20 protein-coding genes are annotated in these 21,601 nt (G+C 67.8%); 11 read left to right on the top strand and 9 right to left on the bottom strand.

What is annotated here, in order from left to right; genetic code table 11:
- The first annotated feature begins 1 nt into the window (after position 1).
- Both ACK41U_RS04135 and ACK41U_RS04140 read left to right on the top strand, forming a co-directional pair.
- A complete protein-coding gene (locus tag ACK41U_RS04135) occupies positions 2–382 on the top strand; it encodes a biopolymer transporter ExbD (RefSeq protein ID WP_409676373.1) in 381 nt (126 codons plus the stop codon).
- A gap of 2 nt (positions 383–384) precedes the next feature.
- Positions 385–1,290, top strand: a complete 906-nt coding sequence (locus ACK41U_RS04140) for a TonB family protein (RefSeq protein WP_409676376.1) — start codon at positions 385–387, stop codon at positions 1,288–1,290.
- Positions 1,291–1,431: 141 nt separating this feature from the next.
- On the opposite strand, the gene ACK41U_RS04145 is transcribed toward ACK41U_RS04140, so the two are convergent.
- The 4 genes from ACK41U_RS04145 to ACK41U_RS04160 are packed head-to-tail and all read right to left on the bottom strand — an operon-like array spanning position 1,432 to position 5,039.
- A complete protein-coding gene (locus ACK41U_RS04145) occupies positions 1,432–2,190 on the bottom strand; it encodes an ABC transporter ATP-binding protein (protein ID WP_409676379.1) in 759 nt (252 codons plus the stop codon).
- Complete coding sequence (locus ACK41U_RS04150; RefSeq protein WP_409676382.1) at positions 2,187–3,185, bottom strand: iron chelate uptake ABC transporter family permease subunit; 999 nt, start codon at positions 3,183–3,185, stop codon at positions 2,187–2,189. Before ACK41U_RS04150 ends, ACK41U_RS04145 begins: the two co-directional genes overlap by 4 nt.
- Entirely contained in the window at positions 3,178–4,131 is a 954-nt protein-coding gene (locus tag ACK41U_RS04155) for an ABC transporter permease (protein WP_409676385.1), read from the bottom strand. Before ACK41U_RS04155 ends, ACK41U_RS04150 begins: the two co-directional genes overlap by 8 nt.
- Positions 4,131–5,039 (bottom strand): siderophore ABC transporter substrate-binding protein, encoded by a 909-nt coding sequence (locus ACK41U_RS04160; RefSeq protein WP_409676388.1) that lies wholly within the window; start codon positions 5,037–5,039, stop codon positions 4,131–4,133. The genes ACK41U_RS04155 and ACK41U_RS04160 overlap by 1 nt, the downstream gene beginning before the upstream one ends.
- A 193-nt stretch (positions 5,040–5,232) precedes the next feature.
- Between ACK41U_RS04160 and ACK41U_RS04165 the strand changes: the two genes are divergently transcribed.
- From ACK41U_RS04165 to ACK41U_RS04195, 7 genes are all read left to right on the top strand, one after another.
- Complete coding sequence (locus ACK41U_RS04165; protein ID WP_409676391.1) at positions 5,233–5,520, top strand: DUF2218 domain-containing protein; 288 nt, start codon at positions 5,233–5,235, stop codon at positions 5,518–5,520.
- Positions 5,521–5,696: 176 nt separating this feature from the next.
- Positions 5,697–6,923, top strand: coding sequence for a glutathionylspermidine synthase family protein (locus ACK41U_RS04170; RefSeq protein WP_409676394.1), 1,227 nt, complete (start codon positions 5,697–5,699; stop codon positions 6,921–6,923).
- Positions 6,924–6,944: 21 nt separating this feature from the next.
- A complete protein-coding gene (locus tag ACK41U_RS04175) occupies positions 6,945–7,529 on the top strand; it encodes a DUF1190 domain-containing protein (protein WP_409676397.1) in 585 nt (194 codons plus the stop codon).
- A 126-nt stretch (positions 7,530–7,655) separates the two neighbouring features.
- On the top strand, positions 7,656–8,567 hold the full coding sequence (locus ACK41U_RS04180) for an ABC transporter substrate-binding protein (RefSeq protein ID WP_409676400.1): 912 nt from the start codon (positions 7,656–7,658) through the stop codon (positions 8,565–8,567).
- On the top strand, positions 8,567–9,718 hold the full coding sequence (locus tag ACK41U_RS04185) for an ABC transporter permease (protein WP_409676403.1): 1,152 nt from the start codon (positions 8,567–8,569) through the stop codon (positions 9,716–9,718). Before ACK41U_RS04180 ends, ACK41U_RS04185 begins: the two co-directional genes overlap by 1 nt.
- Entirely contained in the window at positions 9,715–10,638 is a 924-nt protein-coding gene (locus tag ACK41U_RS04190) for an ABC transporter ATP-binding protein (RefSeq protein ID WP_409676406.1), read from the top strand. The genes ACK41U_RS04185 and ACK41U_RS04190 overlap by 4 nt, the downstream gene beginning before the upstream one ends.
- Positions 10,635–11,372, top strand: coding sequence for an ABC transporter permease (locus tag ACK41U_RS04195; protein ID WP_409676409.1), 738 nt, complete (start codon positions 10,635–10,637; stop codon positions 11,370–11,372). The genes ACK41U_RS04190 and ACK41U_RS04195 overlap by 4 nt, the downstream gene beginning before the upstream one ends.
- Here ACK41U_RS04195 and ACK41U_RS04200 read toward each other — a convergent pair.
- Positions 11,369–12,046 (bottom strand): GntR family transcriptional regulator, encoded by a 678-nt coding sequence (locus ACK41U_RS04200; protein ID WP_409676412.1) that lies wholly within the window; start codon positions 12,044–12,046, stop codon positions 11,369–11,371. The two genes, ACK41U_RS04195 and ACK41U_RS04200, sit on opposite strands and share 4 nt — an antisense overlap.
- Positions 12,047–12,172: 126 nt before the next feature.
- Between ACK41U_RS04200 and ACK41U_RS04205 the strand changes: the two genes are divergently transcribed.
- Positions 12,173–12,871 carry an aspartate/glutamate racemase family protein gene (locus tag ACK41U_RS04205; RefSeq protein WP_409676415.1) on the top strand — a complete coding sequence of 233 codons (699 nt, stop codon included), beginning with the start codon at positions 12,173–12,175 and terminating at the stop codon, positions 12,869–12,871.
- A 37-nt stretch (positions 12,872–12,908) separates the two neighbouring features.
- Positions 12,909–14,264, top strand: coding sequence for an NCS1 family transporter (locus tag ACK41U_RS04210; protein ID WP_409676418.1), 1,356 nt, complete (start codon positions 12,909–12,911; stop codon positions 14,262–14,264).
- 42 nt (positions 14,265–14,306) lie between these two features.
- On the opposite strand, the gene ACK41U_RS04215 is transcribed toward ACK41U_RS04210, so the two are convergent.
- The 4 genes from ACK41U_RS04215 to glgC form a co-directional block, all read right to left on the bottom strand.
- Positions 14,307–16,694: a glycogen/starch/alpha-glucan phosphorylase gene (locus ACK41U_RS04215; protein ID WP_409676421.1), complete on the bottom strand. Its 2,388-nt coding sequence runs from the start codon at positions 16,692–16,694 to the stop codon at positions 14,307–14,309.
- A gap of 125 nt (positions 16,695–16,819) precedes the next feature.
- Positions 16,820–18,910: a glycogen debranching protein GlgX gene (glgX, locus tag ACK41U_RS04220; protein ID WP_409676425.1), complete on the bottom strand. Its 2,091-nt coding sequence runs from the start codon at positions 18,908–18,910 to the stop codon at positions 16,820–16,822.
- Positions 18,907–20,334 carry a glycogen synthase GlgA gene (gene glgA, locus ACK41U_RS04225; RefSeq protein WP_409676428.1) on the bottom strand — a complete coding sequence of 476 codons (1,428 nt, stop codon included), beginning with the start codon at positions 20,332–20,334 and terminating at the stop codon, positions 18,907–18,909. Before glgA ends, glgX begins: the two co-directional genes overlap by 4 nt.
- Complete coding sequence (gene glgC / locus ACK41U_RS04230; protein WP_409676431.1) at positions 20,334–21,593, bottom strand: glucose-1-phosphate adenylyltransferase; 1,260 nt, start codon at positions 21,591–21,593, stop codon at positions 20,334–20,336. Before glgC ends, glgA begins: the two co-directional genes overlap by 1 nt.
- Positions 21,594–21,601: the final 8 nt, after the last annotated feature.

Below are 21,601 nucleotides of genomic sequence, written 5' to 3' on the forward strand. Positions count from 1 at the left end.
GATGCTGATCCAGATCCCCCCCAGACGCAAACGCGGCGAATCGATCATCCCGATGATCAATGTGGTGTTCCTGCTGCTGATCTTCTTCCTGCTGACCGCCCAGATCGCGCCCTCGACGCCCTTCCCGCTGACCCCGCCCGACAGCCGCTCGGACATTGCCGCCGGGGCGCGCGACGTGCTGTTCATCTCGGCCACGGGCGAGCTGGCCTGGAACGAGGCGCGCAACGAGGCCGTCTGGCCCGCCATCGCCGCGCATGCACCCGAAGGCCCGGTCGAGATCCGCGCCGATGGCGGCGCCCCTGCCGCCCGCCTTGCCGCCCATCTCAAACGCCTGCGCACCATCACTGGCCACGGCGCACGGCTTGTCGTCAGCGGAGGATGACCATGGCCCCACGTCGCATTCTGGAAACGGCCGGCTTCATCACCATCGCGGCGGCCCTGCATGTCTCGGCCGCCGCCTTCCTGCTGCCCGAACAGGTCCAGCAGGGCGAGGCGGCCGAGGCGCACGCAGCCCCCGCCGCCCTCGCCGCCGGGGGCGAAGCGGTGCAGGCCATGGTGTCGGACTGGGAAACCCCGCCCGAGCTTGAAATCCCCCCCGACATGGCCGGACCGCAGCCCGCGCCCGAACCGCAGCCTCTGCCCGTCGCCCCGGAAGCGCCGCCGGTGCAGATGGCGCTGGCGCCGCCCCTCATGGCAATGCCCGATCCGTCCCCCGCTCGCCCGAACCTGCCCGAGCCTCCGGCGCCGCACATCGCGCCTGCCGAACTGGACCCGCCGGTGACCGAGGAACCGGCCCTGACCCTTGCAGCCTCGGCCCGCCCCGAACGGCGCCCGGACCGACAGCCCAAGCCGCACCCAACCCGCCAGCAGCAGCCCGAACGGCAACAGGCGCCGCGCGAGACCCCCGCCCCCACACAACCGGCCCCGCAACGTGCGGGTCAGGGCGGGCAATCGCAGGCCAGCGCACAGGGCGGCGGAGGCGGCGGTCTCAGCGCACAGCAACAAGCCAGTCTGGTGTCGCAATGGGGCGGCCAGATCCGCAGTTGCATCAACCGCCGCGTCAGCGCGCCGCGCGGGCTGCGTCAGGGCGGGCGCGTCGTGCTGGCGCTGACAGTGGGCCGCGATGGCCGGATTCAGGGCGTCGGCGTCGCAGGCTCGTCAGGCCAGCCGCCGCTGGATCAGGCGGCTGTGCGCGGCGCCCAACGCGCCGGTCGCTGCCCCGGCGCACCTGCAGGTCTGACGGACGCAAGCTACTCGTTCCAACTGCCAATCAGCCTTGATGTCCGGTGATCCCCGCAAAGGCGCATCTTTCGCCGGGGGGCTTTGCTCACGCCGTGCATCCCGGCTCATCTCTCCTGCTTTGGTCAGGAAATATCCCACGGGGGTGTGGGGGTGTGAAACCCCCACTGCCAACGCCACCGCCCGCGCCACTCAGGCGTGGTGCAGAACCAGCGGCCGCCCCTCATGCCGGCCCACCCTGATCGGCGCATCGTAAAGCTGCGACAGCACCGCCTCGGTCAGCACCTCATCGGGCGGCCCCTCGGCCACCACGCGGCCATCTTTCATGGCGACCACATGATCGGCCCAGGCCGCGGCGTAATTCACCTCGTGCACGACGATGGCGACGCCGCGATCCTGCCGGTCGACCAACCCCCGCAGCCGCGCCATCAGCGCCCGCGCATGGGTCATGTCCAGATTGTTCAGCGGCTCGTCCAGCAGCAGCCATTCGGTGTCCTGCGCAAAGGCCATGGCGATATGGGCGCGCTGCGCCTGCCCGCCCGACACCTCATCCAGAAACCGCCCGGCAAGCGGCGTCAGGGCAAAGGCCTCCAGCGCCTCGGCCACCAGCGCCCGGTCGCGCGGACCGGGGCGCCCGCCGTGATGCGGCCAGCGCCCGAAGGCCACCAGCTCGGACAGGCGCAAGCGGCTGGCGATCGCGCTGTTCTGCCCCAGAATCGCCATCACGCGGGCCAGCTGCCCGGTCGGCGTCCGGGCCACGTCATGGCCCGCCACCGTGATCCGCCCGGCCTGCAACGGCTCCAGCCGCCCGATCAGGCGCAGCAGCGTGGACTTGCCGGCCCCGTTCGGCCCGATCAGCGCCGTCAGCCGCCGCGCGGGCAGCCGGGCCGAGATGTCATGCAGGATCGCCGTGCCACCGATATGATGGCTGACAGACTGGATCTCGATCATCGGATACGCCCTTTCAGCAGCAGATAGAGGAAGAACAGCCCGCCCGCGAACTCGACCACCACCGACAGTGTCGCGGCCTGCCCCAGCTGACGCTCGAACAGCCACTGGCCGCCGACCAGCAGGCAGGCGGCAATCAGCCCGGCGGCGGGCAACAAGACCGCGTGCGCAGCACAGCGCATCAGCCCATGGGCCAGCCCGGCCACGATCAGGCCGAAAAACGCCACCGGCCCCACCAGCGCGGTCGAGACCGAGACCAGCACCGCGACCAGCGCCAGCACCGCCAGCACCACCGCCTGATGGCGCAGCCCCAGCGACACCGCCGCATCGCGCCCCAGCGCCAGCACATCCAGCCGCGCCGACATCCGCCAGGCCAGCCCCACCGCCGCCGCGGTCACGGCCATGGCGATCGGGATCAGCCCCGCCTCGACCCGGTTGAAGCTGGCAAAGCTGACCGCCTGCACCACGGCGAACTCATTGGGGTCCATCACCCGCCCCAGAAACCCCGCCACCGAGCGGAACAGCACACCCAGGATCACCCCGGTCAGGATCATCCGGGGCACATCGCGCGCCCCGCGCAGCAGCAGGGTGCCGAACAGCAGGCAGGCCAGCACGGCCATCACCGCGATCTCGGCCAGAAACTTGCCGCCCTGCGGCAGACCGACAAAACCCGACGTGCCCAGACCCGCAATCAGCCCCGTCTGCAACAGCACATAAAGCGCATCGAACCCCATGATCGAGGGCGTCAGCACCCGGTTCGCCGCGACCGTCTGAAACAGCACCGTCGCCACGCCCACCGCGACGCCCACGACCACCAGCGCCGCCAGCTTGGTCGCGCGCAGCCCCAGGATAAACCCGCGATTGCCCGCGCCCAGCCCCTGCCACATCCACAGCGCCGACAGCCCGGCCAGCAACAGCGCCAGCCCGGCCAGCAGCCACAAAGCGCGGCGGTCCGGCCGTGCCGACGCCGCCGTCTCATGCATCGTCAGCTCAGCCATGGGCGGGCCTGCGATGCAGCAGCCACAGAAACACAACCGCGCCCAGAATGCCCAGAACCAGCCCGGCGGGCAGCTCATAGGGCGCCAGTACCAGCCGCCCGGCCAGATCGCAGGCCAGCACCAGCACCGCCCCCCCGATCGCCACCACCGGCAGCGAGGCGCGCAGATTGTCGCCCATGATCCGCGCGACCAGATTGGGCACCACCAGCCCGACAAAGGGCAACATCCCGACCGTCGTGACCACCATCGCCGTGACCACCGAGACGACGACCAGCCCCAGCCGCATGACCGCCGCCACCGACAGGCCCAGCCCCGTGGCCACCTGATCGCCCAGCCCCAGAATGGCAAACCTGTCCGCCGCCAGCCAGGCCAGCCCGGCGGCCAGCGCGGCAATCCACAGCAGCTCGTAGCGCCCCGCGATCACGCCCGAGAACTCGCCGCTGAACAGCCAGGCACCGACATATTGCATCAGATCATATTGCCAGGCGATGAAGGTCACGACCGAGCCGGTCACCCCGGACAGGACCAGCCCGGCAATCGGCACCAGCATCACCTCGCGCGGGGGCAGGCGGCGGATGACGGTGATGAACAGCGCGGTCGTGGCCATCGCGGTCACGCTGGCGGTCAGCATGCGCAGCCACAGCGCGCTTTGCGGCGCAAGGATGGTGATCGCCAGCAGGCCAAGCGCCGCCCCCTCGGCGGTGCCCGAAGTGTCGGGCCCGACAAAGCGGTTGCGCACCAGCGCCTGGATCAGCACCCCCGCCACCGCCAGCGCAGCCCCGGTCAGCGCCACGGCCAGCGTGCGCGGCAGGCGCGATTCCATCAGCACCAGCATGGCATAGGGATCGCCAAGGATCATGCGCAGATCGACCTGCGCCGCACCAACGGTCAGGCTGGCCAGCATCAGCACCGCCAGTGCCGATGTCAGGGCGGGCAACAGTCGCATCAGCTGTCAGCAGCCGTGCCGTCCAGCGCCCCGGTCAGCTGGCCGATCAGTCCCATCATCGCCTGATAGCCCCCGGCCGAGATATAGGCCGCCGCCGGGTCCAGACTGACGACCTGCCCCTGCTGCCAGGCCACCGTCCCCTCGACCAGACCTGATCGCAGGGTCGCCTCGGCACCCTGCCCCTCTTCGCCGATGGCGGCGCTGCGATCGACCACGATCAGCCAGTCGGGATTGGTCTCGGCGATGAATTCATGGCTGATCGCCTGACCATGCGTGGCCTCGTCCAGCCCGGTGGCCGCCTCGTCCAGCCCGGTCGCGGCAAAGATCCAGCCAAAGCGCGACCCGGCACCATAGGCCGACATGCGCGTGCCATTGGTCAGCACGATCAGCGCCCGGCCCTTGCCCTCGGCGGCCACGCGCAGCCCCGCCAGCGCCGCGTCCAGATCGGCGGCCAGCGCCGCCGCCTCATCCTCGCGCGCAAACAGCGTGCCATAGGCCGCGATCCGCGCGTGGGCATCGCCCAGCAGATCCTCGCCAAGCGTCATGTCGATGGCCGGCGCCACCCGCGACACCGCGCCAATCTGCGGGGCCGAGCGTCCGCCCACGATCACCAGATCGGGGGCCACCCCCGCCAGCGCCTCCAGATCGGGCTCGAACAACGTGCCGACACGGGCCGCATCCCCGACCGCATCCCGCAATGCGGGCACGGTCACCGTCTCGATCGTCGCCGCAGGCGTGACCCCAAGGGCCAGCAGCGTGTCCAGCGCGGCCATGTCATAGACCGCCACGCGCTCGGGCGCGGCGGGCAGGGTCACATCGCCCTGCGCGGTGGTGATGGTCACATCCCCGGCCCAGGCAACAGAGGCGAAAGCGATGGCAGCAAGGCCGGTCAGCGCAAGGCGACGCATGGCAATTCCTTTCCAAAAATCCGACGGCATGGGCCGCCCGTGGCACGCCGCCCCTTACCCTGCCCCCGGACCGAGGTAAAGAATGGCCATGTCTTTTTGTCAGGTTTCGCTGCCGATTTGTTGACAAATTACATCAGCAATCCTAGTCCCGGCTGGCGCGACAGAAACCACCCACCCCCGACTGGAACCCCGCATGAAGATCACCGCCTCTTTCCCCACGCAACGCGGCCCCGCCCTGATGGGCACGATGGCCAAGCATTTCGGCCACAAGATCCCGGTCATCTCATCCGACACCAGTGCCCTGTTCGACTTTCAGGACGGCACCGCGACCCTCGCCGTGACCGCCACCGGCCTCGCGCTCGACATCGAGGCGCCCACCCCCAACCTGATCGCCCGCCTGCGCGGCGTCATCGAAAGCCACCTCATCCGCTTTGCCCATCGCGAAGACCCGCAACCGCTGATCTGGACCGATCCCGCCTGATCCTATGCCTTGGGCAAAATATCCCGGGGGGAATCCCCGGCACGGGGATGGGGGGCAGCGCCCCCCTGCCCGGCCACCACCGCCGCGCGACAGATGATCCCGCGACCCGGCAGGCGACCCGGCCCGCGACCCGATGACCTCTGGTCCTTTTGCCCCTGACAGCCTATGTCAGAGCCATGCAAAAGATCGCCCTGCCCGCCCGCCCCGACCTGGCCGAAAAGGCCGCCGAAGTCGGTTTCACCTTCGCCAATATGCATGGCGAGCCCTATTGGGATGAAACCTCGGCCTATCGCTTCACGCTGGCCCAGATCGAACAGGACATCGAGGACCCCGCCACCGACCTCCACGCGATGACCCGCGAGGCCGTCGACCACATCGTGGCCTCCGAGGCGCTGATGGCGAAGCTGGGCATCCCGCCCGAACATTTCGACCTGATCGCGGACAGCTGGGCGCGCAATGAGCCCGAGATCTATGGCCGCATGGATCTGGCCTATGACGGCACCGGCCCGGCCAAGCTGCTGGAATACAACGCCGACACCCCGACCTCGCTTTATGAAAGCGCGGCCTTCCAGTGGCAATGGCTGGAAGATCAGCTGGCGGCGGGCGTGCTGCCCGAGGGCGCCGACCAGTTCAACGGCATCCATGAGGCGCTGACCGAACGCTTCCGCGAGCTGTTCGCCGCCGATACCGACATCCATTTCACCGCCCTGCCCGGCAATCCCGAGGATTACGCCACCGTCGAATCGCTGGCCTGGGCCGCGCGCGAGGCGGGCATGGGCGCCCATTACAGCGATCTCGACAAGATCGGCGTCAGCCCGGACGGGCAGTTTCTGGATGCCGATGGCCGGGTGATCGGCACGCTGTTCAAGCTCTATCCGTGGGAGGATCTGCTGGCCGACGACTATGCCCGCCATCTCGCGGGCTCGGGCTGCATGTTCCTGGAACCCGCCTGGAAGGCGCTGGTCTCGAACAAGGGCCTGCTGCCGGTTTTGTGGGAGATGTTCGAGGGCCACCCCAACCTGCTGCCCGCCTTCTTTGCCGAGGATGTGGCCGATGCGCTGGTCGGCGGCGGTCGCGCGATGCCTGCGGTGGCGGCGGCCTTCGACCGTGTCCGTGACCAGATGGCTGCGGGCCATGTCGTCAAGCCGCTCTTTTCACGCGAAGGTGCGGGCGTCAGCATCGTCGAACGCGGTGCGGTGTCCGAGGAAAGCCCGGCGGGCGATTACGATCGCCACCCGCGCATCGTGCAGGCGCTGCACCCGCTGCCCGAATTCGACGGCTTCCGCCCGGTGCTGGGCGCATGGATCGCGGGCCATGCCTGCGTGGGTCTGGGCCTGCGCGAGGACCGCTCGCGCATCACGCAGGATCTGTCGCGCTTCAAGCCACATTTCATCGCGGAGTGATCCGCGGCTCTAGGAGGGGATATGAGAAAACGTTCAAGAACCGTCGCGCTGACCATTCTCGGCGCCGCAGCCTTCACCGTCGCGGGCTGCCGCGAGGAACAGGTCGAGGCGCAGGCCTTTCCCGATCTGGCCTCCTGTCAGGCCGCCGCGACCTCGGGCGGGCTGTTCACCGCCGCCGAATGCGACGCGGCATTCGCCGAGGCCGAGACCCTGCATGTCGAGGCCGCCCCGCGATATGACAGTCTTGCGGTCTGCGAAGAACAGCACGGTGCGGGCAATTGCGGCTCCGAGGCGCAGCAGTCGGGCGGATCGGGCAGCATCTTCATGCCGCTGCTGGCGGGCTATCTGATCGGCAGCATGCTGGGCCGCGCCACCGGCGGCACGGCGGCGGCGCAACCCATGTATCGCAATGCGCAGGGCGGGTTCACGAATGCCGCGCGCACCAGCAGCTTTGGCAGCAATGCCGGGCGCGCGCAGATGGGCAGCCAGCAATTCGCCCGCCCCGCCGCCACCGCTGGACAGGCCCCCATGACCCGCGCCACCGCCGCGTCGCGCGGCGGCTTCGGGGGCACCGGCGGTTCCGCCAGCCGCGGTTTCGGCGGCTGAGGTCGCCGCCTGCGGTCTCGTGACGCAGGGAACCAAAGCGCCGCGCCGGGATTTCCTGTCTTGACCTGTCCGGCATCCGCACCGGGCCAGATACGCGCGGCCATGCCGCAGCACAGGAGACCGCTGATGACCCCCACCAAAGCCACCCTCGCCGCCGCCCTGATCGCCTGTTCGGGCACAGCCGCCTTTGCGCAGGACATCACCGTGTCCTCGAAGATCGACACCGAGGGCGGTCTGCTGGGCAACATGATCCTGATGGCCCTGCAGGCCGCCGACCTGCCGGTGCGCGACCGGCTGCAGCTGGGCGGCACGCCGATCATGCGCGACGCGATCACCTCGGGTCAGATCGACATCTACCCGGAATACACCGCCAACGGCGCCTTTTTCTTCAACGAGGCCGACAGCGAGGTCTGGCAGGACGCAAGCGCCGGGCTGGCGCGTGTGGCGGAACTGGACCTTGAGCAGAACGACATCGTCTGGCTGACCCCCTCGCCCGCCAACAACACCTGGGCCATCGCCCTGCGGCAGGATCTGGCCGAGGAACACGGCCTGACCACGATGTCCGGGATGGGCGAATGGATCGCGGGCGGCGGGGCGATCAAGCTGGCGGCCTCGACCGAATTCGTCACCTCGGCTGCGGCCCTGCCCGCCTTTCAGGACACCTACGGCTTTGCCCTGACGCCCGATCAGCTGGTGCAGCTGTCGGGCGGCGATACGGCGGCGACCATCTCGGCGGCGGCGCAGCAGACCTCGGGCGTGAATGCGGCGATGGTCTACGGCACCGATGGTGGCATCGCGCCCGCCGGGCTGGTGGTGATGGAGGATGACATGGGCGTGCAGCCCGTCTATCAGCCCGCCCCCATCGTGCGCGCCGAAATCCTTGAGGCGCACCCCCAGATCGCCGAGGTGCTGGAGCCGATCTTCCTCGCCCTCGATCTGGAGACGCTGCAAGAGCTGAACGGCCGCATTCAGGTTGGCGGCGAACCCGCCGATGCCGTCGCCCGCGAATGGCTGACGGAAGCGGGCTTTCTGGACTGATGCCCGCCCGGCTGGACCGGCCCGGCCTGCTGTTCGCGCTGATCGGGCTGGCCGGTCTGGTGCTGCCGCTGGTGCAGTTCCGCCCCAACCGCATCCTGCCCGGCGAGGGTATGGCCCTGCATAACGCCCTGCCTTGGGGCATGGCACTGACAGCCGCGCTGGCCCTGCTGCTGGTCGCGGCCCTGCGTCTGCCGCTGATCTGGCGCGTGGGCGGCGCGCTGGCCGGGATGGTCGCGCTGCTGCTGGCGCTTGGGGCTGCGGCGGGGCACCTGACGCCCGAGGGCGACCGGCTGGTCCGCGTCTCGCCCGCCAGCGGCTTCTGGCTGGTGGGGCTGGCGCTGGCGCTGATGCTGGCCGACGGGGTGGCGCGGATGCAGCCGTCGCTGCGGATGCGGTGGCTGCTGCTGGTGCTGGTCGTCGCGGGTCTGGGCGCGGTGCTGGCCTCGGGCGCGCTGGCCGAGGTGTCGGTGATGCGCGAATTTGCCGCCCGGCGCGATGTCTTCCTGCGCGAGGCGCAGGCGCATCTGGTGCTGGCCTTCGGCTCGCTGGCGCTGGCGCTGGTGGTGGGGCTGCCGCTTGGGGTGGGTCTCTATCAGTCGCGGGCTGTGCGGGGGCCGGTGCTGTCGGTGCTGAACATCCTGCAGACGATCCCCTCGCTGGCCCTGTTCGGGGTGATGATCCCGGTCTTTGGCTGGATCGCCGCCAATGTGCCGGGCGCGGCGCAGGCGGGCGTGGCGGGGATCGGTGTCTTTCCGGCGCTGGTGGCGCTGTTTCTGTATTCGCTGCTGCCGGTGGTGTCGAACACGCTGACCGGGCTGAACCGCGTCAGCCCCGCCACGCGCGAGGCCGCCATCGGGCTGGGTATGACCCGCGCGCAGGTGCTGGCCCGCGTGCTGGTGCCGCTGGCGCTGCCGGTGCTGCTGGCGGCGGTGCGGATTGTGCTGGTGCAGAATATCGGGCTGGCGGTGATCGCCGGGCTGATCGGCGGCGGCGGTTTCGGCACCTTCGTCTTTCAGGGCCTGAACCAGACTGCGATGGATCTGGTCCTGCTGGGCGCCCTGCCCACCATCGCGCTGGCGCTGATCGCCGGCATCGCGCTGGACCTGCTGGTCCGCGCCACCAGCCGCACGACCGAAAGGCCCGCCCCATGATCGAGCTCCAGCACCTGACCCGCCGCTATGACGGGGTGGCCGTCGTCGATGATGTCAGCCTGACCGTGCCCAAGGGCAGGATCGCGGCGCTGGTGGGCACATCAGGATCGGGCAAGACCACGCTGCTGCGGATGATCAACCGGCTGGTCGAGCCGTCAGCGGGCCGCGTGCTGATCGACGGGCAGGACACGCGCCAGACCGCGCCACATCTGCTGCGCCGCCGGATCGGCTATGCCATTCAGGGGCATGGGCTGTTCCCCCATCGCAGCGTGGGCGAGAATATCGCCACCGTGCCGCGCCTGCTGCGCTGGCCGCGCGACCGGATCGCGGCGCGGGTGGACGAGTTGCTGACCCTGTTCCAGCTGGACCCCGACGCCTATCGCGACCGCATGCCGCATGAATTGTCGGGCGGCCAGCAGCAGCGCGTCGGCGTCGCGCGCGCCTTGGCCGCGCGCCCAGACCTGCTGCTGATGGACGAGCCCTTCGGCGCGCTGGACCCGGTGATCCGCGCCCGCGCGCAGGCCGATCTGCGTCAGATCCAGCGCCGCCTTGGAACCACGCTGATCCTTGTGACGCATGACATGGACGAGGCGATCCGGCTGGGCGACCATATCGCGGTCATGGACAAGGGGCGGCTGGTGCAATACGCGCCGCCCGCGCAGATCCTGACCGCCCCCGCGACGCCCTTTGTCCGCGACCTGATCGGGACCGAGCAGCGGCCCTTTTACCTGCTGTCGCTGACCCCCGCCCGCGACGCCACCCAACCCGGAGAGGCGTCCGGTGCGCCCCTGCCCGAGGGCGCCACCCTGCGCGACGCGCTGTCGGAATGCCTGTGGCGCGGCACCGATGCCCTGCCATTGCAGGGCGGCGGCATCGTGACGCTGACCGCCTTGCGCCGCGCAGCAGGGCCGGGCGCATGACCGGTCGGCTGGCCCTTGGGGCGGCAGTGGTGCTGTTGCTGGCCTTTCTGCTCAGCCCCGACAGTTTCGCGCCGGTCTTTCAGCCCTTCACCCGCAACAACGCGCCCGCGATCTATCAGCAGACGCCGCTTGTGTCGCTGACGCTGGCGCATCTGGGGCTGGTGGCGGTCGCGGTGCTGGCCTCGACCGCGCTGGCGCTGCTGCTGGCGGTGCTGGTCACCCGGCCTGCGGGGCGCGAGTTTCTGCCGCTGGCGCGCACCATCACCAGCGTCGGACAGACCTTTCCGCCGGTGGCGGTGCTGGCGCTGGCGGTGCCGCTGATGGGGTTCGGCACCGGGCCGACGCTGCTGGCGCTGTTCCTATACGGCCTGCTGCCGGTGTTCGAGAATGCGCTGGCCGGGCTGACCAACCTGCCGCCACAGGTGAACGAGGCCGCGCGCGGCATGGGCCTGACCCCGCGCCAGAGGCTGTGGCAGGTGGAACTGCCGCTGGCCTTGCCGGTGATTCTGACCGGCATGCGGCTGACGGCGGTGATCTCGCTTGGCACGGCCACGATCGGCTCGACCGTGGCGGCGCGGACCCTGGGCGAGGTGATCATCGCGGGGCTGTTGTCGGCCAATACCGCCTTTGTGCTGCAAGGCGGGCTGATCGTGGGCATCATCGCGGTCCTGATCCACGAGGGCTTTCAGGCGGCCGAGAGGGCGGCCAGCCGCCGGGCGGGCCTGTCGCCCTAATCGGGCGCGTGCAGCACCGCAGACAGCGCGCCGGTCAGCGGCGGGCGGTCATCGAACTGCACACCAGCCTCGATATGGCGCAGATGCTCATCCAGCAGCGACAGCGCGCGGGCCTCGTCACGGGCCTCGATGGCGTCGGTGATCAGCGCATGCTCGTCTTCGGCGCATAACGTCGCATGACCGGTCGCATACAGCCCGATGATCAGCGAACTCTGCATCGTGAGGTCGTTCAGATACCGCGCCAGCACCCGGTTGCGCCCGATCCGTGCCAGCAGCGTGTGAAACCCGCGCGACAGCCGGATCGCGGCGGGGCGGTTCTCATGCCCGCGCGCGGCGGTTTCCTGCGCGAGATGGGCGCGCAGATCGGCAAGATCCTCTGGCGTGGCCAGCCGCACGGCGTTGCGGCAGATCGTGACCTCGATGGTGCGGCGGGCCTGAAAGACATTGCGTGCGTCCTCGGGCGTGGGCGTGGCGACAAAGGCGCCCCGGTTCGGCTGGTGATCCACCACATGCCAGGCGCTGAGCATCGACAGCGCGCGGCGCACATTCGCGCGGTTGCAGCCAAAGATATCCGACAGCGCCTGTTCGCCCAGTTTGGTACCAGCATGCAGACGCTGATCAGCGATCGCGTCCAGAATGCTGTCGACAATGATGCTTTCCAGGGGCCGGTCCATTGCGCTTGGATTGCAGCTTTTTCGGGCGTTCGCAATAATATTCGGCCTTAATCGCAGGCATATTAAAATGATTATTGATTGTTAACAATTAATGCTAACAATAATCGACTCAGGAGGAGAACGGCGATGAAGCTGACGGTGATCAACCCCAATTCCACGGTCTCGATGACCGACAAGATCCTGGCCTCGGCCCGTGCCGTCGCCGCAGCCGGGGTCGAGGTGACGGGCCGTACCGCCCATGGCGCCCCCGCCAGCATCGAGGGCCATTTCGACGAGGTGATGTGCGCCGCCCACCTGTTGCGCGAAGTGCGCGAGGCGCAGGCCGAGGGCGCGGATGCTATCGTCGTTGCCTGTTTCGACGACCCCGCCATCGGCGCCTGCCGCGAGGTGGCGACCGGCCCGGTCATCGGCATCTGCGAGGCGGGCATCAAGGCCGCCAGCATGATCGCCACCTCGTTTTCGGTGGTGACCACCCTGCCCCGCTCGGTCCCGGTGATCGAGGAACTGGTGCGCCGCTATGGCCTTGCCCATCAGTGCCGCCGTGTCCGGTCCGCCGAAATCCCGGTGCTGGCGCTGGAGGAACCCGGCTCGAACGCGCGTCAGCTGGTCCGGGCCGAGATCCTGCGTGCCATCGAAGAAGACCGCTGCGAGGCGGTGGTGCTGGGCTGCGCGGGCATGTCCGACCTGACCGAATGGCTGAGCCATGAGACCGGCATTCCGGTCATCGACGGCGTGACCGTCGCCACGAAATTCGCCGAGGCGCTTGTGGGCGCCGGGCTGAAGACCTCCAAGATCGGTGCCTATGCGCCACCGATCCAAAAATAAGAAAAACCGCCACATTCATCAGACAGGGAGTCTGACAATGACCCATATCGGAACGGCTGACGACCACGCGCCGCTGGCGGCGCATGACAAGGGACTGGGCGAGGAATCGCTGGCCCCGCAACAGGTGCGGATCATGGGGCCGTGGTCCTACCTGTTCGCATGGCTGGGCGGCTGCGTCAGCATCGGCACCTTCACCGTCGGATCGGGGCTGGTGGGCACACTGAACCTGCTGCAGACGGTTCTGGCCATCGCCATCGGCTGCACGGTGATCGGCGTCGCGCTGATGATCAACGGCCGCGCGGGCCACAAATACGGCATCCCCTTCATGGTGCAGGCCCGCTCGGCCTATGGCTTTTCCGGGACGCGGGTGCCGGCGCTGGTCCGTTCGGTCCCGGCCATCGTCTGGTACGGGTTTCAAAGCTGGATCGGGGCCGGGGCGCTGAATCTCGTGTCGGAAACCATGTTCGGATACTCGAATATCTGGGTGTTCTTCATCGGCTTCCAGTTTCTGCAGATCGGCCTGTCGGTGCTGGGCTTTCACGGCATCAAATGGCTTGAGAACATCGGTGCCGTCTTCATCATCGGCGCGCTGGTTTATATGTTCGGCAGCGTGATCAGCCGCTATGGCGACCAGATCAGCACCAACCTCATTCAGGCCGAAGGCACCTGGGGCGCACCCTTCTGGGGGGCCACGATGCTGTTTCTGGGCGTCTATTCGACGATGATGCTGAACGTGTCGGACTACTCGCGCGAACTGACGCCCGAAGTCGGGCGGGTGCGGCAGGTGGCGATCTATGCCAATTCGATCCTGCCCGCGACGCTGTTCATGGGGCTGATCGGGCTGATGGTGTCCTCGGCCACGGGCGAGGTCGATCCGATCCGCGTCTTCTCCAGCGCGGTCGACAACAAGGTTCTGCTGGTGGTGACGCTGCTGTTCATCGCATTCGCGCAGGTCACGACGAACATCCTGAACAACGTGGTGCCGCCCGCCTATGCGATGATGGATGTGTTCAAGCTGCCGTTCAAGGCGGCGGCGGTGATCGTGGGCCTGCTGGCCTTTGCCACGTTCCCGTGGCTGCTGGTGCGTGATGAATCCGCCGCCGGGCTGGGGCTGTTCATCCGCACCTACAGCGCGTTTCTGGGGCCGATCTTTGCGGTGCTGGTCGTGGACTATTACATCATCCGCCGCCAGACGCTGAACCTGACCCATCTTTACGACGCGGACGGGCCCTATCGTGGGGTGAACCCGGCAGCGCTGATCGCCACCGTGATCGGGGTCGTGGTGGCGCTGATCTTCTCGGGGATCAGCTGGTATGCCAGCCTGATCCCCGCCGGTCTCAGCTATTACCTGCTGATGCAGTATCTGCCAGCCGCCCGCCGCTTCCGCGACTAGGCGCCAAAGCAAAGCCCCCGCCGCCGCGGGGGCTTTCGCATGTCAGCCGGGCACCACCGGCACCGCGTGCCAGATGTCGCGCATATAGCCCCGGATCGTGCGGTCCGACGAAAAGAACCCCGAGCGCGCGATGTTCAGGGCCGCCATCCGGTCCCAGCCCGCCGTATCGGCATAGGCCCGGTCCACCGCCCTCTGCGCCGCGAAATAGGCATCGAAATCCGAGGCGACGAGGAACGGATCGTCGTTCCACGTCCGGTCCAGCAACGCAAAACAGCTTTCCGCACGGCCAAAGCGCCCCTCGGCGATCAGTTGCAGGGCGATCTTCATATCCTCGCTGCGCTCGATCGCACGGCGGGCATGGCCGGGGCGGGCGACCTCGGCTGAGGCCTCGGCGGCGGTCAGGCCGAACAGGAAGAAGTTCTCAGCCCCCACCTGTTCGCGGATTTCCACATTGGCGCCGTCCAGCGTGCCGATGGTCAGCGCGCCGTTCATGGTGAATTTCATGTTGCCGGTGCCCGAGGCCTCTTTGCCCGCCGTGCTGATCTGTTCGGACAGATCGGCGGCGGGGATCAGATCCTCGGCCATCGAGACGTTGTAGTTCGGGGGATAGGCCACCTGCAGGAATTTCGCGGTCACCGGGTCGTTGTTGATCGTCGCGGCCACGTCGTTGATCAGATGGATCACCGATTTCGCCAGCCAGTATCCGGGCGCGGCCTTGCCGCCGAAGATCTTGACGCGCGGGGTCCAGTTGCCGTTCGGGTGGTCATGGATGCGGCTCCACAGCGCGATGGTTTCCAGCACGTTCAGCAGCTGCCGCTTGTATTCGTGGATGCGCTTGATCTGCACGTCGAACATGGCGTCGGGATCGGCCTTGACGCCCAGACCGGCCAGCAGCCCGTTGGACAGCCAGACCTTGTTGGTCCGCTTGGCCGCGCGCAGATGCTGCTGAAAGCCCGCATCCCCGGCATGGGGTTCCAGCCCGGTCAGCAGGTCCAGATCAGCGGTCCAGCCGGTGCCGATCGTGTCGTCCAGCAGCCCCGCCAGCGCCGGGTTCGCCATGCGCAGCCAGCGGCGCGGGGTCACGCCATTGGTCTGGTTCACGATCCGGTCGGGATGCAGGCGGTGCAGCCCCTCGAACACGGTATCCTTGACCAGATCGGTATGCAGCGCCGAGACGCCATTGACGCGCCCCGCCATGATAAAGGCCAGCTCGCCCATATGGACCTGATCGCCATGCACGATGCCGATATGGGCGGGGCGCTTTGTCGCCTTGCGGTGGTGGTCGTCGATCATCTGGATGATCTGCATGTGGCGCGGCAGAACGCGGCCCATCAGCCAGGTCGACCACCGCTCCAGCGCCTCGGGCAGCAGGGTGTGGTTGGTGTAGTTCAGCGACCCGCGCGCCAGCTCCTGCGCCCGCTCGAAGGGCAGGCCGTGGATGTCCATCAGCAGCCGGATCAGTTCCGGCCCGGCAATGGCGGGATGCGTGTCGTTCAGCTGGATTGCCACCTTTTCGGGCAGCAAGGCCAGATCGCCATGTTCGGCCAGAAAGCGGCGCAGAATGTCCTGCAGCGCCGCCGAGGTCAGGAAATACTCCTGCTTCAGCCGCAATTCCTTGCCCGATTCGGTGGTGTCGTCGGGGTAGAGCACCCGCGACAGCGTCCGCGCCAGCGCCTCGGGTTCGGCTGCTGCCGCGTGATCGCCGGCGTTGAAGCGCGCCAGATCAAGCAGCGTCGTGGGATGCGCGCCCCACAGGCGCAGGCTGTTGGCCCAGCCCCCGCCCCAGCCGATCACCGGCGTATCATAGGCCCGCGCCAGAACGCTTTCGCCCGGATGCCAGACCGCATGGCCGTCAACCGTCTCGACATGGCCCTTGAAGCCAATCTCATAGCTATAGTCGATGCGCACGAATTCCCACGGATGGGGCTGGTTCAGCCAGTCCTCGGGGGTTTCGATCTGCTGACCACCCTCGAACCGCTGGCGGAACAACCCGTGCTCATAGCGGATACCATAGCCGAAGGCCGGGCAGTTCAGCGAGGACAGCGATTCCATGAAACAGGCCGCCAGCCGCCCCAGACCCCCATTGCCAAGGGCTGCGTCGGGTTCGTCATCCAGAATCGTCTGGCGGTCCAGATCCAGCATGTCCAGCGCCTGCGTCATCTGCTGATCGAGGCCCAGATTGATGATCGCATCGCCAAGGATGCGGCCGATCAGGAACTCCATCGACAGGTAATAGACCCGCTTGGCCCCCTGATCGCGGGCCGAACGGATCGCGCCGACCCATGGCCCGACCATCAGGTCGCGCACCGTATAGCTGACGGCAAGCCGCCAGTCGAAGGTGGTGGCGAATTCCGGGCCACGCCCCTGCGTGTGGGTCAGGTGATGCAGGATCTGGTCGCGCAATTGCTGCGCCGAGGGAAGGTCAGACAAAATGGGCCTCGCGGGCTGGACATGATGACAGACCCTCCGGGCCGCTGTGACGCGGGGGTCCGTCTTGTGTTGCCAGCTTTGGCGCAGCTTGGAAAGGGCGCAGCGCCGCCTGCCGGGGGGCCTGCCTATCCGGCAGGCGCATCCGGGCAAAGCTGATAGGCCACGACGCTGTCGGCGGCGACCCGTTCGATCGCGGCTGCGGGCAGGTCGAGATCGCCGTCGCTGGCGCTGTCCAGCTGCCGCCGCCACTGGCCGCCCTGCGCCGTGTCAGGCAGCCGCACCCCGGCCTCGGGGCCGTTGTTGAAGACGATGAACACCGCGCCCGGCAGCGCCGCATAATGCGGCGTCCCCGAGGCCATGCGCATCTCGACCGCCATCTGCCGCAGGTCAGGGTTGTTCCAGTCGTCGGTCGTCATCGCCTCGCCGTCGAAGCGGCGCCAGAACAGGTCGGGCAGCCCGTCCTGCTGGCGCGGCTGGCTGTGCAGGAACCGCTTTTGCCGCAGGATGGGATGGGCGCGCCGGAACGCGATCACGCGGTGCACGAAATCCAGAAAGGCCGGATCGGCGCCCTGCCAGTCGACCCAGCCGATGGGGTTGTCCTGCGCATAGGCGTTGTTGTTGCCGCCTTGGCTGTTGCCCAGCTCATCCCCCGCCAGCATCATCGGCGTGCCTTGCGAAAGCATCAGCGTGGCGATCAGGTTGCGGCGCCTGCGGTCGCGGCGGGCATCGATGCCGGGATCATCCGTCGGCCCCTCGGCGCCCATATTGTCGGACAGGTTGTGGTTGTGGCCGTCGCGGTTGTCCTCGCCATTGGCGCCGTTGTGCTTGTCGTTGTAGCTGACCGTGTCCATCAGCGTGAACCCGTCATGGGCCGAGATGAAGTTGACCGAGGATGTCGCGGGCCGCCCGTCATGGTCGAACCGCGCCGCCGACCCGGCGATGCGCTTGGCCAGCTTGCCGGTCAGACCCGGATCGCCACGCCAGAAGCCCCGGACCTGATCGCGGAAGCGGTCGTTCCATTCGGCAAAGGGCGCCGGGCAGGCGCCCAGCTGATAGCCGCCCTCGCCCACATCCCACGGCTCGGCGATCAACTTGACGCGGTTCAGGACCGGGTCCTGACGGACCGCACGAAAGAACGGCCCGTCGCGGTCAAAGACGCCGCCGGTGCGCCCCAGAACGGAACACAGATCAAAGCGGAAGCCATCGACATGCATCACCTCGACCCAGTAGCGCAGGCTGTCCATCACCAGCCGCAGCGTGAACGGGCTGTCCAGATCCAGCACATTGCCGGTGCCCGCATCGTTGACGTAATAGCGCGGATCCTCGGCCAGCCGGTAATAGGCGGCATTGTCCAGACCCCGGAAGCACAGGGTCGGCCCCAGCTCATTGCCCTCGGCGGTGTGGTTGTAGACCACGTCCAGGATCACCTCGATCCCGGCCTGATGGAAGCGGGCGACCATCTGCTGGAACTCGGCTATATCGCCGTCGCGCATATAGCGCGGCTCGGGCGCGAAGAAGCCATAGGACATATAGCCCCAGTAATTGCTGAGGCCCTTGTCGGTCAGAAAGCGGTCATCAGTGAAAGCGTGGACCGGCAGCAGTTCGACCGCCGTCACGCCAAGCCGGTTCAGGTGATCGAGGATCGGGTCCGAGGCCATGGCCAGATAGGTGCCCGGATGGGGAATGTCGGCGCGGCCTGCGGTCAGGCCCTTCACATGCGCCTCGTAGATGACGGTATCGGTCAGGGGGCGGCGGATCGGACGATCCTCGCCCCAGGTAAAGGCGGGGTCCACGACGACGCAGCGGGGCATATGCGGCGCGCTGTCGCGACGATCAAAGGACAGATCGGCATCGGAATGGCCCGCACGATAGCCCATCAGCGCGTCATGGGCGCCCGGCCTGCCGGTCAGACGCCGGGCATAGGGGTCGATCAGCAGCTTGTTGTGGTTAAAGCGGTGCCCCTCGGCCGGGCGATAGGGGCCATGGGCGCGGAAACCATAGCGCTGACCGGGGCGCAGACCGGCGATATAGCCGTGCCAGACATGACCCTCGCGTTCGGGCAGGTCCAGCCGGGTCTCGCGGTTCCGCTCATCGAAGATGCACAGCACGACCCGTTCGGCATGCTGCGAAAAGACGGCAAAGTTGACGCCGGCGCCATCAAATGTGGCGCCCAGAGGCGTGGGCAGCCCTGCCGTCACGGCATATGTGGTGGTCATTTTGCTTGTGTCAGCCTGCTGTAAAGGGCGGCGTAGGCGCGCGCCGACCGGTTCCAGCCGACGGGTTGCGCCATGGCGTTTCGCTGCATTCGGGACCACGTTCTGCGGTCTTTGTAAAGCGCGCAAAGCCGGACCAACGCGTTTGTCAGCGCCTCGGCGGTGACGGGGGCGAATTGCAGGCCGGTTGCAACGCCGCGTGCCAGTGCGGCGGGCGATGCGTTGATGACCGTATCGGCCAGCCCGCCGGTCAGCGCCACGACCGGAATCGTGCCATAGCGCAGCCCGTAAAGCTGGGTCAGCCCGCAAGGCTCGAACCGCGAGGGCACGAGGATCGCATCCCCCCCGGCGATCATGCGATGCGACATCGCCTCGTCATAGCCGATGCGGACGGCGATATCAGGGTAATCCTGCGCAAGCTCGGCAAACGCCCCCTCAAGCCCACGGTCGCCCGAGCCAAGCAGCGCCAGCTGCCCGCCTCCCGCCAGCAGCGCGGGCAGCGCCTGCGCCAGAAGGTCCAGCCCCTTCTGATGGGTCATGCGCGAGATCACGACACATAGCGGCCCCTCGGCAGGCGGCAGGCCCAGCTCCTCGCGCAGCGCCGCCTTGTTGGCAGCCTTGCCCCCCGGAGCGTCATAAGGGGTGATCGCGGTATCGGTTGCGGGGTTCCAGATCGCGGTGTCGATGCCGTTCAGGATGCCATGCAGCGCCTCGCGGCGGTGGCGCATCACCCCGTCCAGCCCCATGCCGAATTCGGTCGTCATCAGTTCCTCGGCATAGCGCGGCGATACGGTGGTCAGCACATCTGCCCCGATCAGCCCCGCTTTCAGGGCCGAGATTGCGCCCCAGAACTCGTACCCCTCGCTGTGAAAGCGGTTCGGGTCCAGCCGCAGCGCATCGACAAGGCCCGGATCGGCGGGGCCGGTAAAGGCGATATTGTGGATGGTCAGCACAAAGGGCGGCACGGGGCCGTCGATGCGGCGCAGGTATTCCGGCACCAGCCCGGCCTGCCAGTCATGCCCGTGCAGCAGGTCGGGCCGCCAGTCAGCCACGCCCTGCGTGCCGACCTGCGCCGCGACCCAGCACAGCGCGGCAAAGCGCTGCGGGTTGTCGGGCCAGTCGCGGCCATTGGGCGCCAGATAGGGGTTGCCGGGCCGGTCATACAGATGCGGCGCGTCGATCGCCAGCAGCTCCAGCCCCGATGCCTGCCCGGCCAGCAGCCGCGCAGGCCCGCCGAACAGATCGTCCCATCCGGCGACCTGCCGGGCATCCGGCATCGCCGCCAGAATCGCCGGATAGCCCGGCAGCAGGCTGCGCATATCGACATCCGCCGCCGCCAACGCCGTGGGCAGGGCGCCGGTCACATCGGCCAGCCCCCCGGTCTTGACCAGCGGCGCGATTTCCGAGGCGACCGACAGCACCCGCATCACAGGGACGCCGCCCGCCGGTCCAGCATGTCCTGCGTGATCAGCGTGACCCCGCCCTCGCTCACCCGGAACCAGCGGGCATCGGCCTGCGGGTCCTCGCCCACGATCAGCCCCTCGGGGATCACCACGCGGCTGTCGATCACCACATTTCGCAGCCGGGCATGGCGATGCACCGTCACATAGGGCAGCACCACCGCATGATCGAGGATCGCATAGCTGTTCGTCTGCACCTGCGTGAACAGCAGCGAGTTGCGAATCTCGGTCCCCGAGATGATGCAGCCCCCCGACACCATCGACGAGGTCGCAACCCCGCGCCGGTCCTTTTCGTCATGGATGAACTTGGCGGGCGGCACGCTTTCGGAATAGGTCCAGATCGGCCAGTCGCGGTCCCACAGGTTCAGGTCGGGCACGAAATCGGTCAGGTCGATATTGGCCTGCCAGAAGGCATCGACCGTGCCGACATCCTTCCAATAGGCAGGCGCACCGGGTGCGCGCACGCAGGAGGTGTCAAAGCGATGCGCCATGGCCTTGCCGTGTTTCACGATCTCGGGGATCAGGTCGGTGCCGAAATCATGGCTGGAATTGCTGTCCTCGGCGTCGCGCAGCAGCAGGTCGCGCAGGAAGGCCCAGTTGAAGACATAGATCCCCATCGAGGCCAGCGCGTGATCGGGATCGCCGGGGATCGGGGGCGGGTCGGCGGGCTTTTCCAGAAACGAGGTGATCTGCCCCGCCTCATCGACATGCATGACGCCAAAGGCCGTGGCCTCCATCCGGGGCACCGTCAGACAGCCGATGGTCACATCGGCGCCGTTCCTGACATGCTCGCGCAGCATGATCTCGTAATCCATCTTGTAGATGTGATCACCGGCCAGAATGATGATATAGTCGACGCCATAGTCATCCACGATATCAATGTTCTGCGTGACCGCATCGGCCGTGCCGCGATACCAGTGCCCTTCCGAGGTGCGCTGGCTGGCGGGCAGGATGTCCAGAAACTCGTTCCGCTCGGCGCGGAAAAAGTTCCAGCCGCGCTGGCAGTGCCGGATCAGGCTGTGCGCCTTGTATTGCGTGGCGATCGCCATCTTGCGGATGCCGGAATTCATCGCGTTCGACAGCGCGAAATCGACGATCCGCGCCTTGCCGCCGAAATAGACGGCGGGCTTGACGCGCCGGTCGGTCAGTTCCTGCAAGCGCGAGCCGCGCCCCCCCGCCAGCACGAAGGCCATCGCCCGCCGTGTCAGTCTTTGTGTTTCCGCCATGACCTTTT

It is taken from the genome of Paracoccus sp. (in: a-proteobacteria) (assembly GCF_046289755.1).
Taxonomy (GTDB): Bacteria; Pseudomonadota; Alphaproteobacteria; order Rhodobacterales; family Rhodobacteraceae; genus Paracoccus.

Coding starts and splice junctions, on each gene's coding strand:
- ACK41U_RS04135 (WP_409676373.1), top strand. CDS start 2: ATGCTGATCCAGATCCCCCCCAGACGCAAACGCGGCGAATCGATCATC.
- ACK41U_RS04140 (WP_409676376.1), top strand. CDS start 385: ATGGCCCCACGTCGCATTCTGGAAACGGCCGGCTTCATCACCATCGCG.
- ACK41U_RS04145 (WP_409676379.1), bottom strand. CDS start 2,190: ATGATCGAGATCCAGTCTGTCAGCCATCATATCGGTGGCACGGCGATC.
- ACK41U_RS04150 (WP_409676382.1), bottom strand. CDS start 3,185: ATGGCTGAGCTGACGATGCATGAGACGGCGGCGTCGGCACGGCCGGAC.
- ACK41U_RS04155 (WP_409676385.1), bottom strand. CDS start 4,131: ATGCGACTGTTGCCCGCCCTGACATCGGCACTGGCGGTGCTGATGCTG.
- ACK41U_RS04160 (WP_409676388.1), bottom strand. CDS start 5,039: ATGCGTCGCCTTGCGCTGACCGGCCTTGCTGCCATCGCTTTCGCCTCT.
- ACK41U_RS04165 (WP_409676391.1), top strand. CDS start 5,233: ATGAAGATCACCGCCTCTTTCCCCACGCAACGCGGCCCCGCCCTGATG.
- ACK41U_RS04170 (WP_409676394.1), top strand. CDS start 5,697: ATGCAAAAGATCGCCCTGCCCGCCCGCCCCGACCTGGCCGAAAAGGCC.
- ACK41U_RS04175 (WP_409676397.1), top strand. CDS start 6,945: ATGAGAAAACGTTCAAGAACCGTCGCGCTGACCATTCTCGGCGCCGCA.
- ACK41U_RS04180 (WP_409676400.1), top strand. CDS start 7,656: ATGACCCCCACCAAAGCCACCCTCGCCGCCGCCCTGATCGCCTGTTCG.
- ACK41U_RS04185 (WP_409676403.1), top strand. CDS start 8,567: ATGCCCGCCCGGCTGGACCGGCCCGGCCTGCTGTTCGCGCTGATCGGG.
- ACK41U_RS04190 (WP_409676406.1), top strand. CDS start 9,715: ATGATCGAGCTCCAGCACCTGACCCGCCGCTATGACGGGGTGGCCGTC.
- ACK41U_RS04195 (WP_409676409.1), top strand. CDS start 10,635: ATGACCGGTCGGCTGGCCCTTGGGGCGGCAGTGGTGCTGTTGCTGGCC.
- ACK41U_RS04200 (WP_409676412.1), bottom strand. CDS start 12,046: ATGGACCGGCCCCTGGAAAGCATCATTGTCGACAGCATTCTGGACGCG.
- ACK41U_RS04205 (WP_409676415.1), top strand. CDS start 12,173: ATGAAGCTGACGGTGATCAACCCCAATTCCACGGTCTCGATGACCGAC.
- ACK41U_RS04210 (WP_409676418.1), top strand. CDS start 12,909: ATGACCCATATCGGAACGGCTGACGACCACGCGCCGCTGGCGGCGCAT.
- glgX (WP_409676425.1), bottom strand. CDS start 18,910: ATGACCACCACATATGCCGTGACGGCAGGGCTGCCCACGCCTCTGGGC.
- glgA (WP_409676428.1), bottom strand. CDS start 20,334: ATGCGGGTGCTGTCGGTCGCCTCGGAAATCGCGCCGCTGGTCAAGACC.
- glgC (WP_409676431.1), bottom strand. CDS start 21,593: ATGGCGGAAACACAAAGACTGACACGGCGGGCGATGGCCTTCGTGCTG.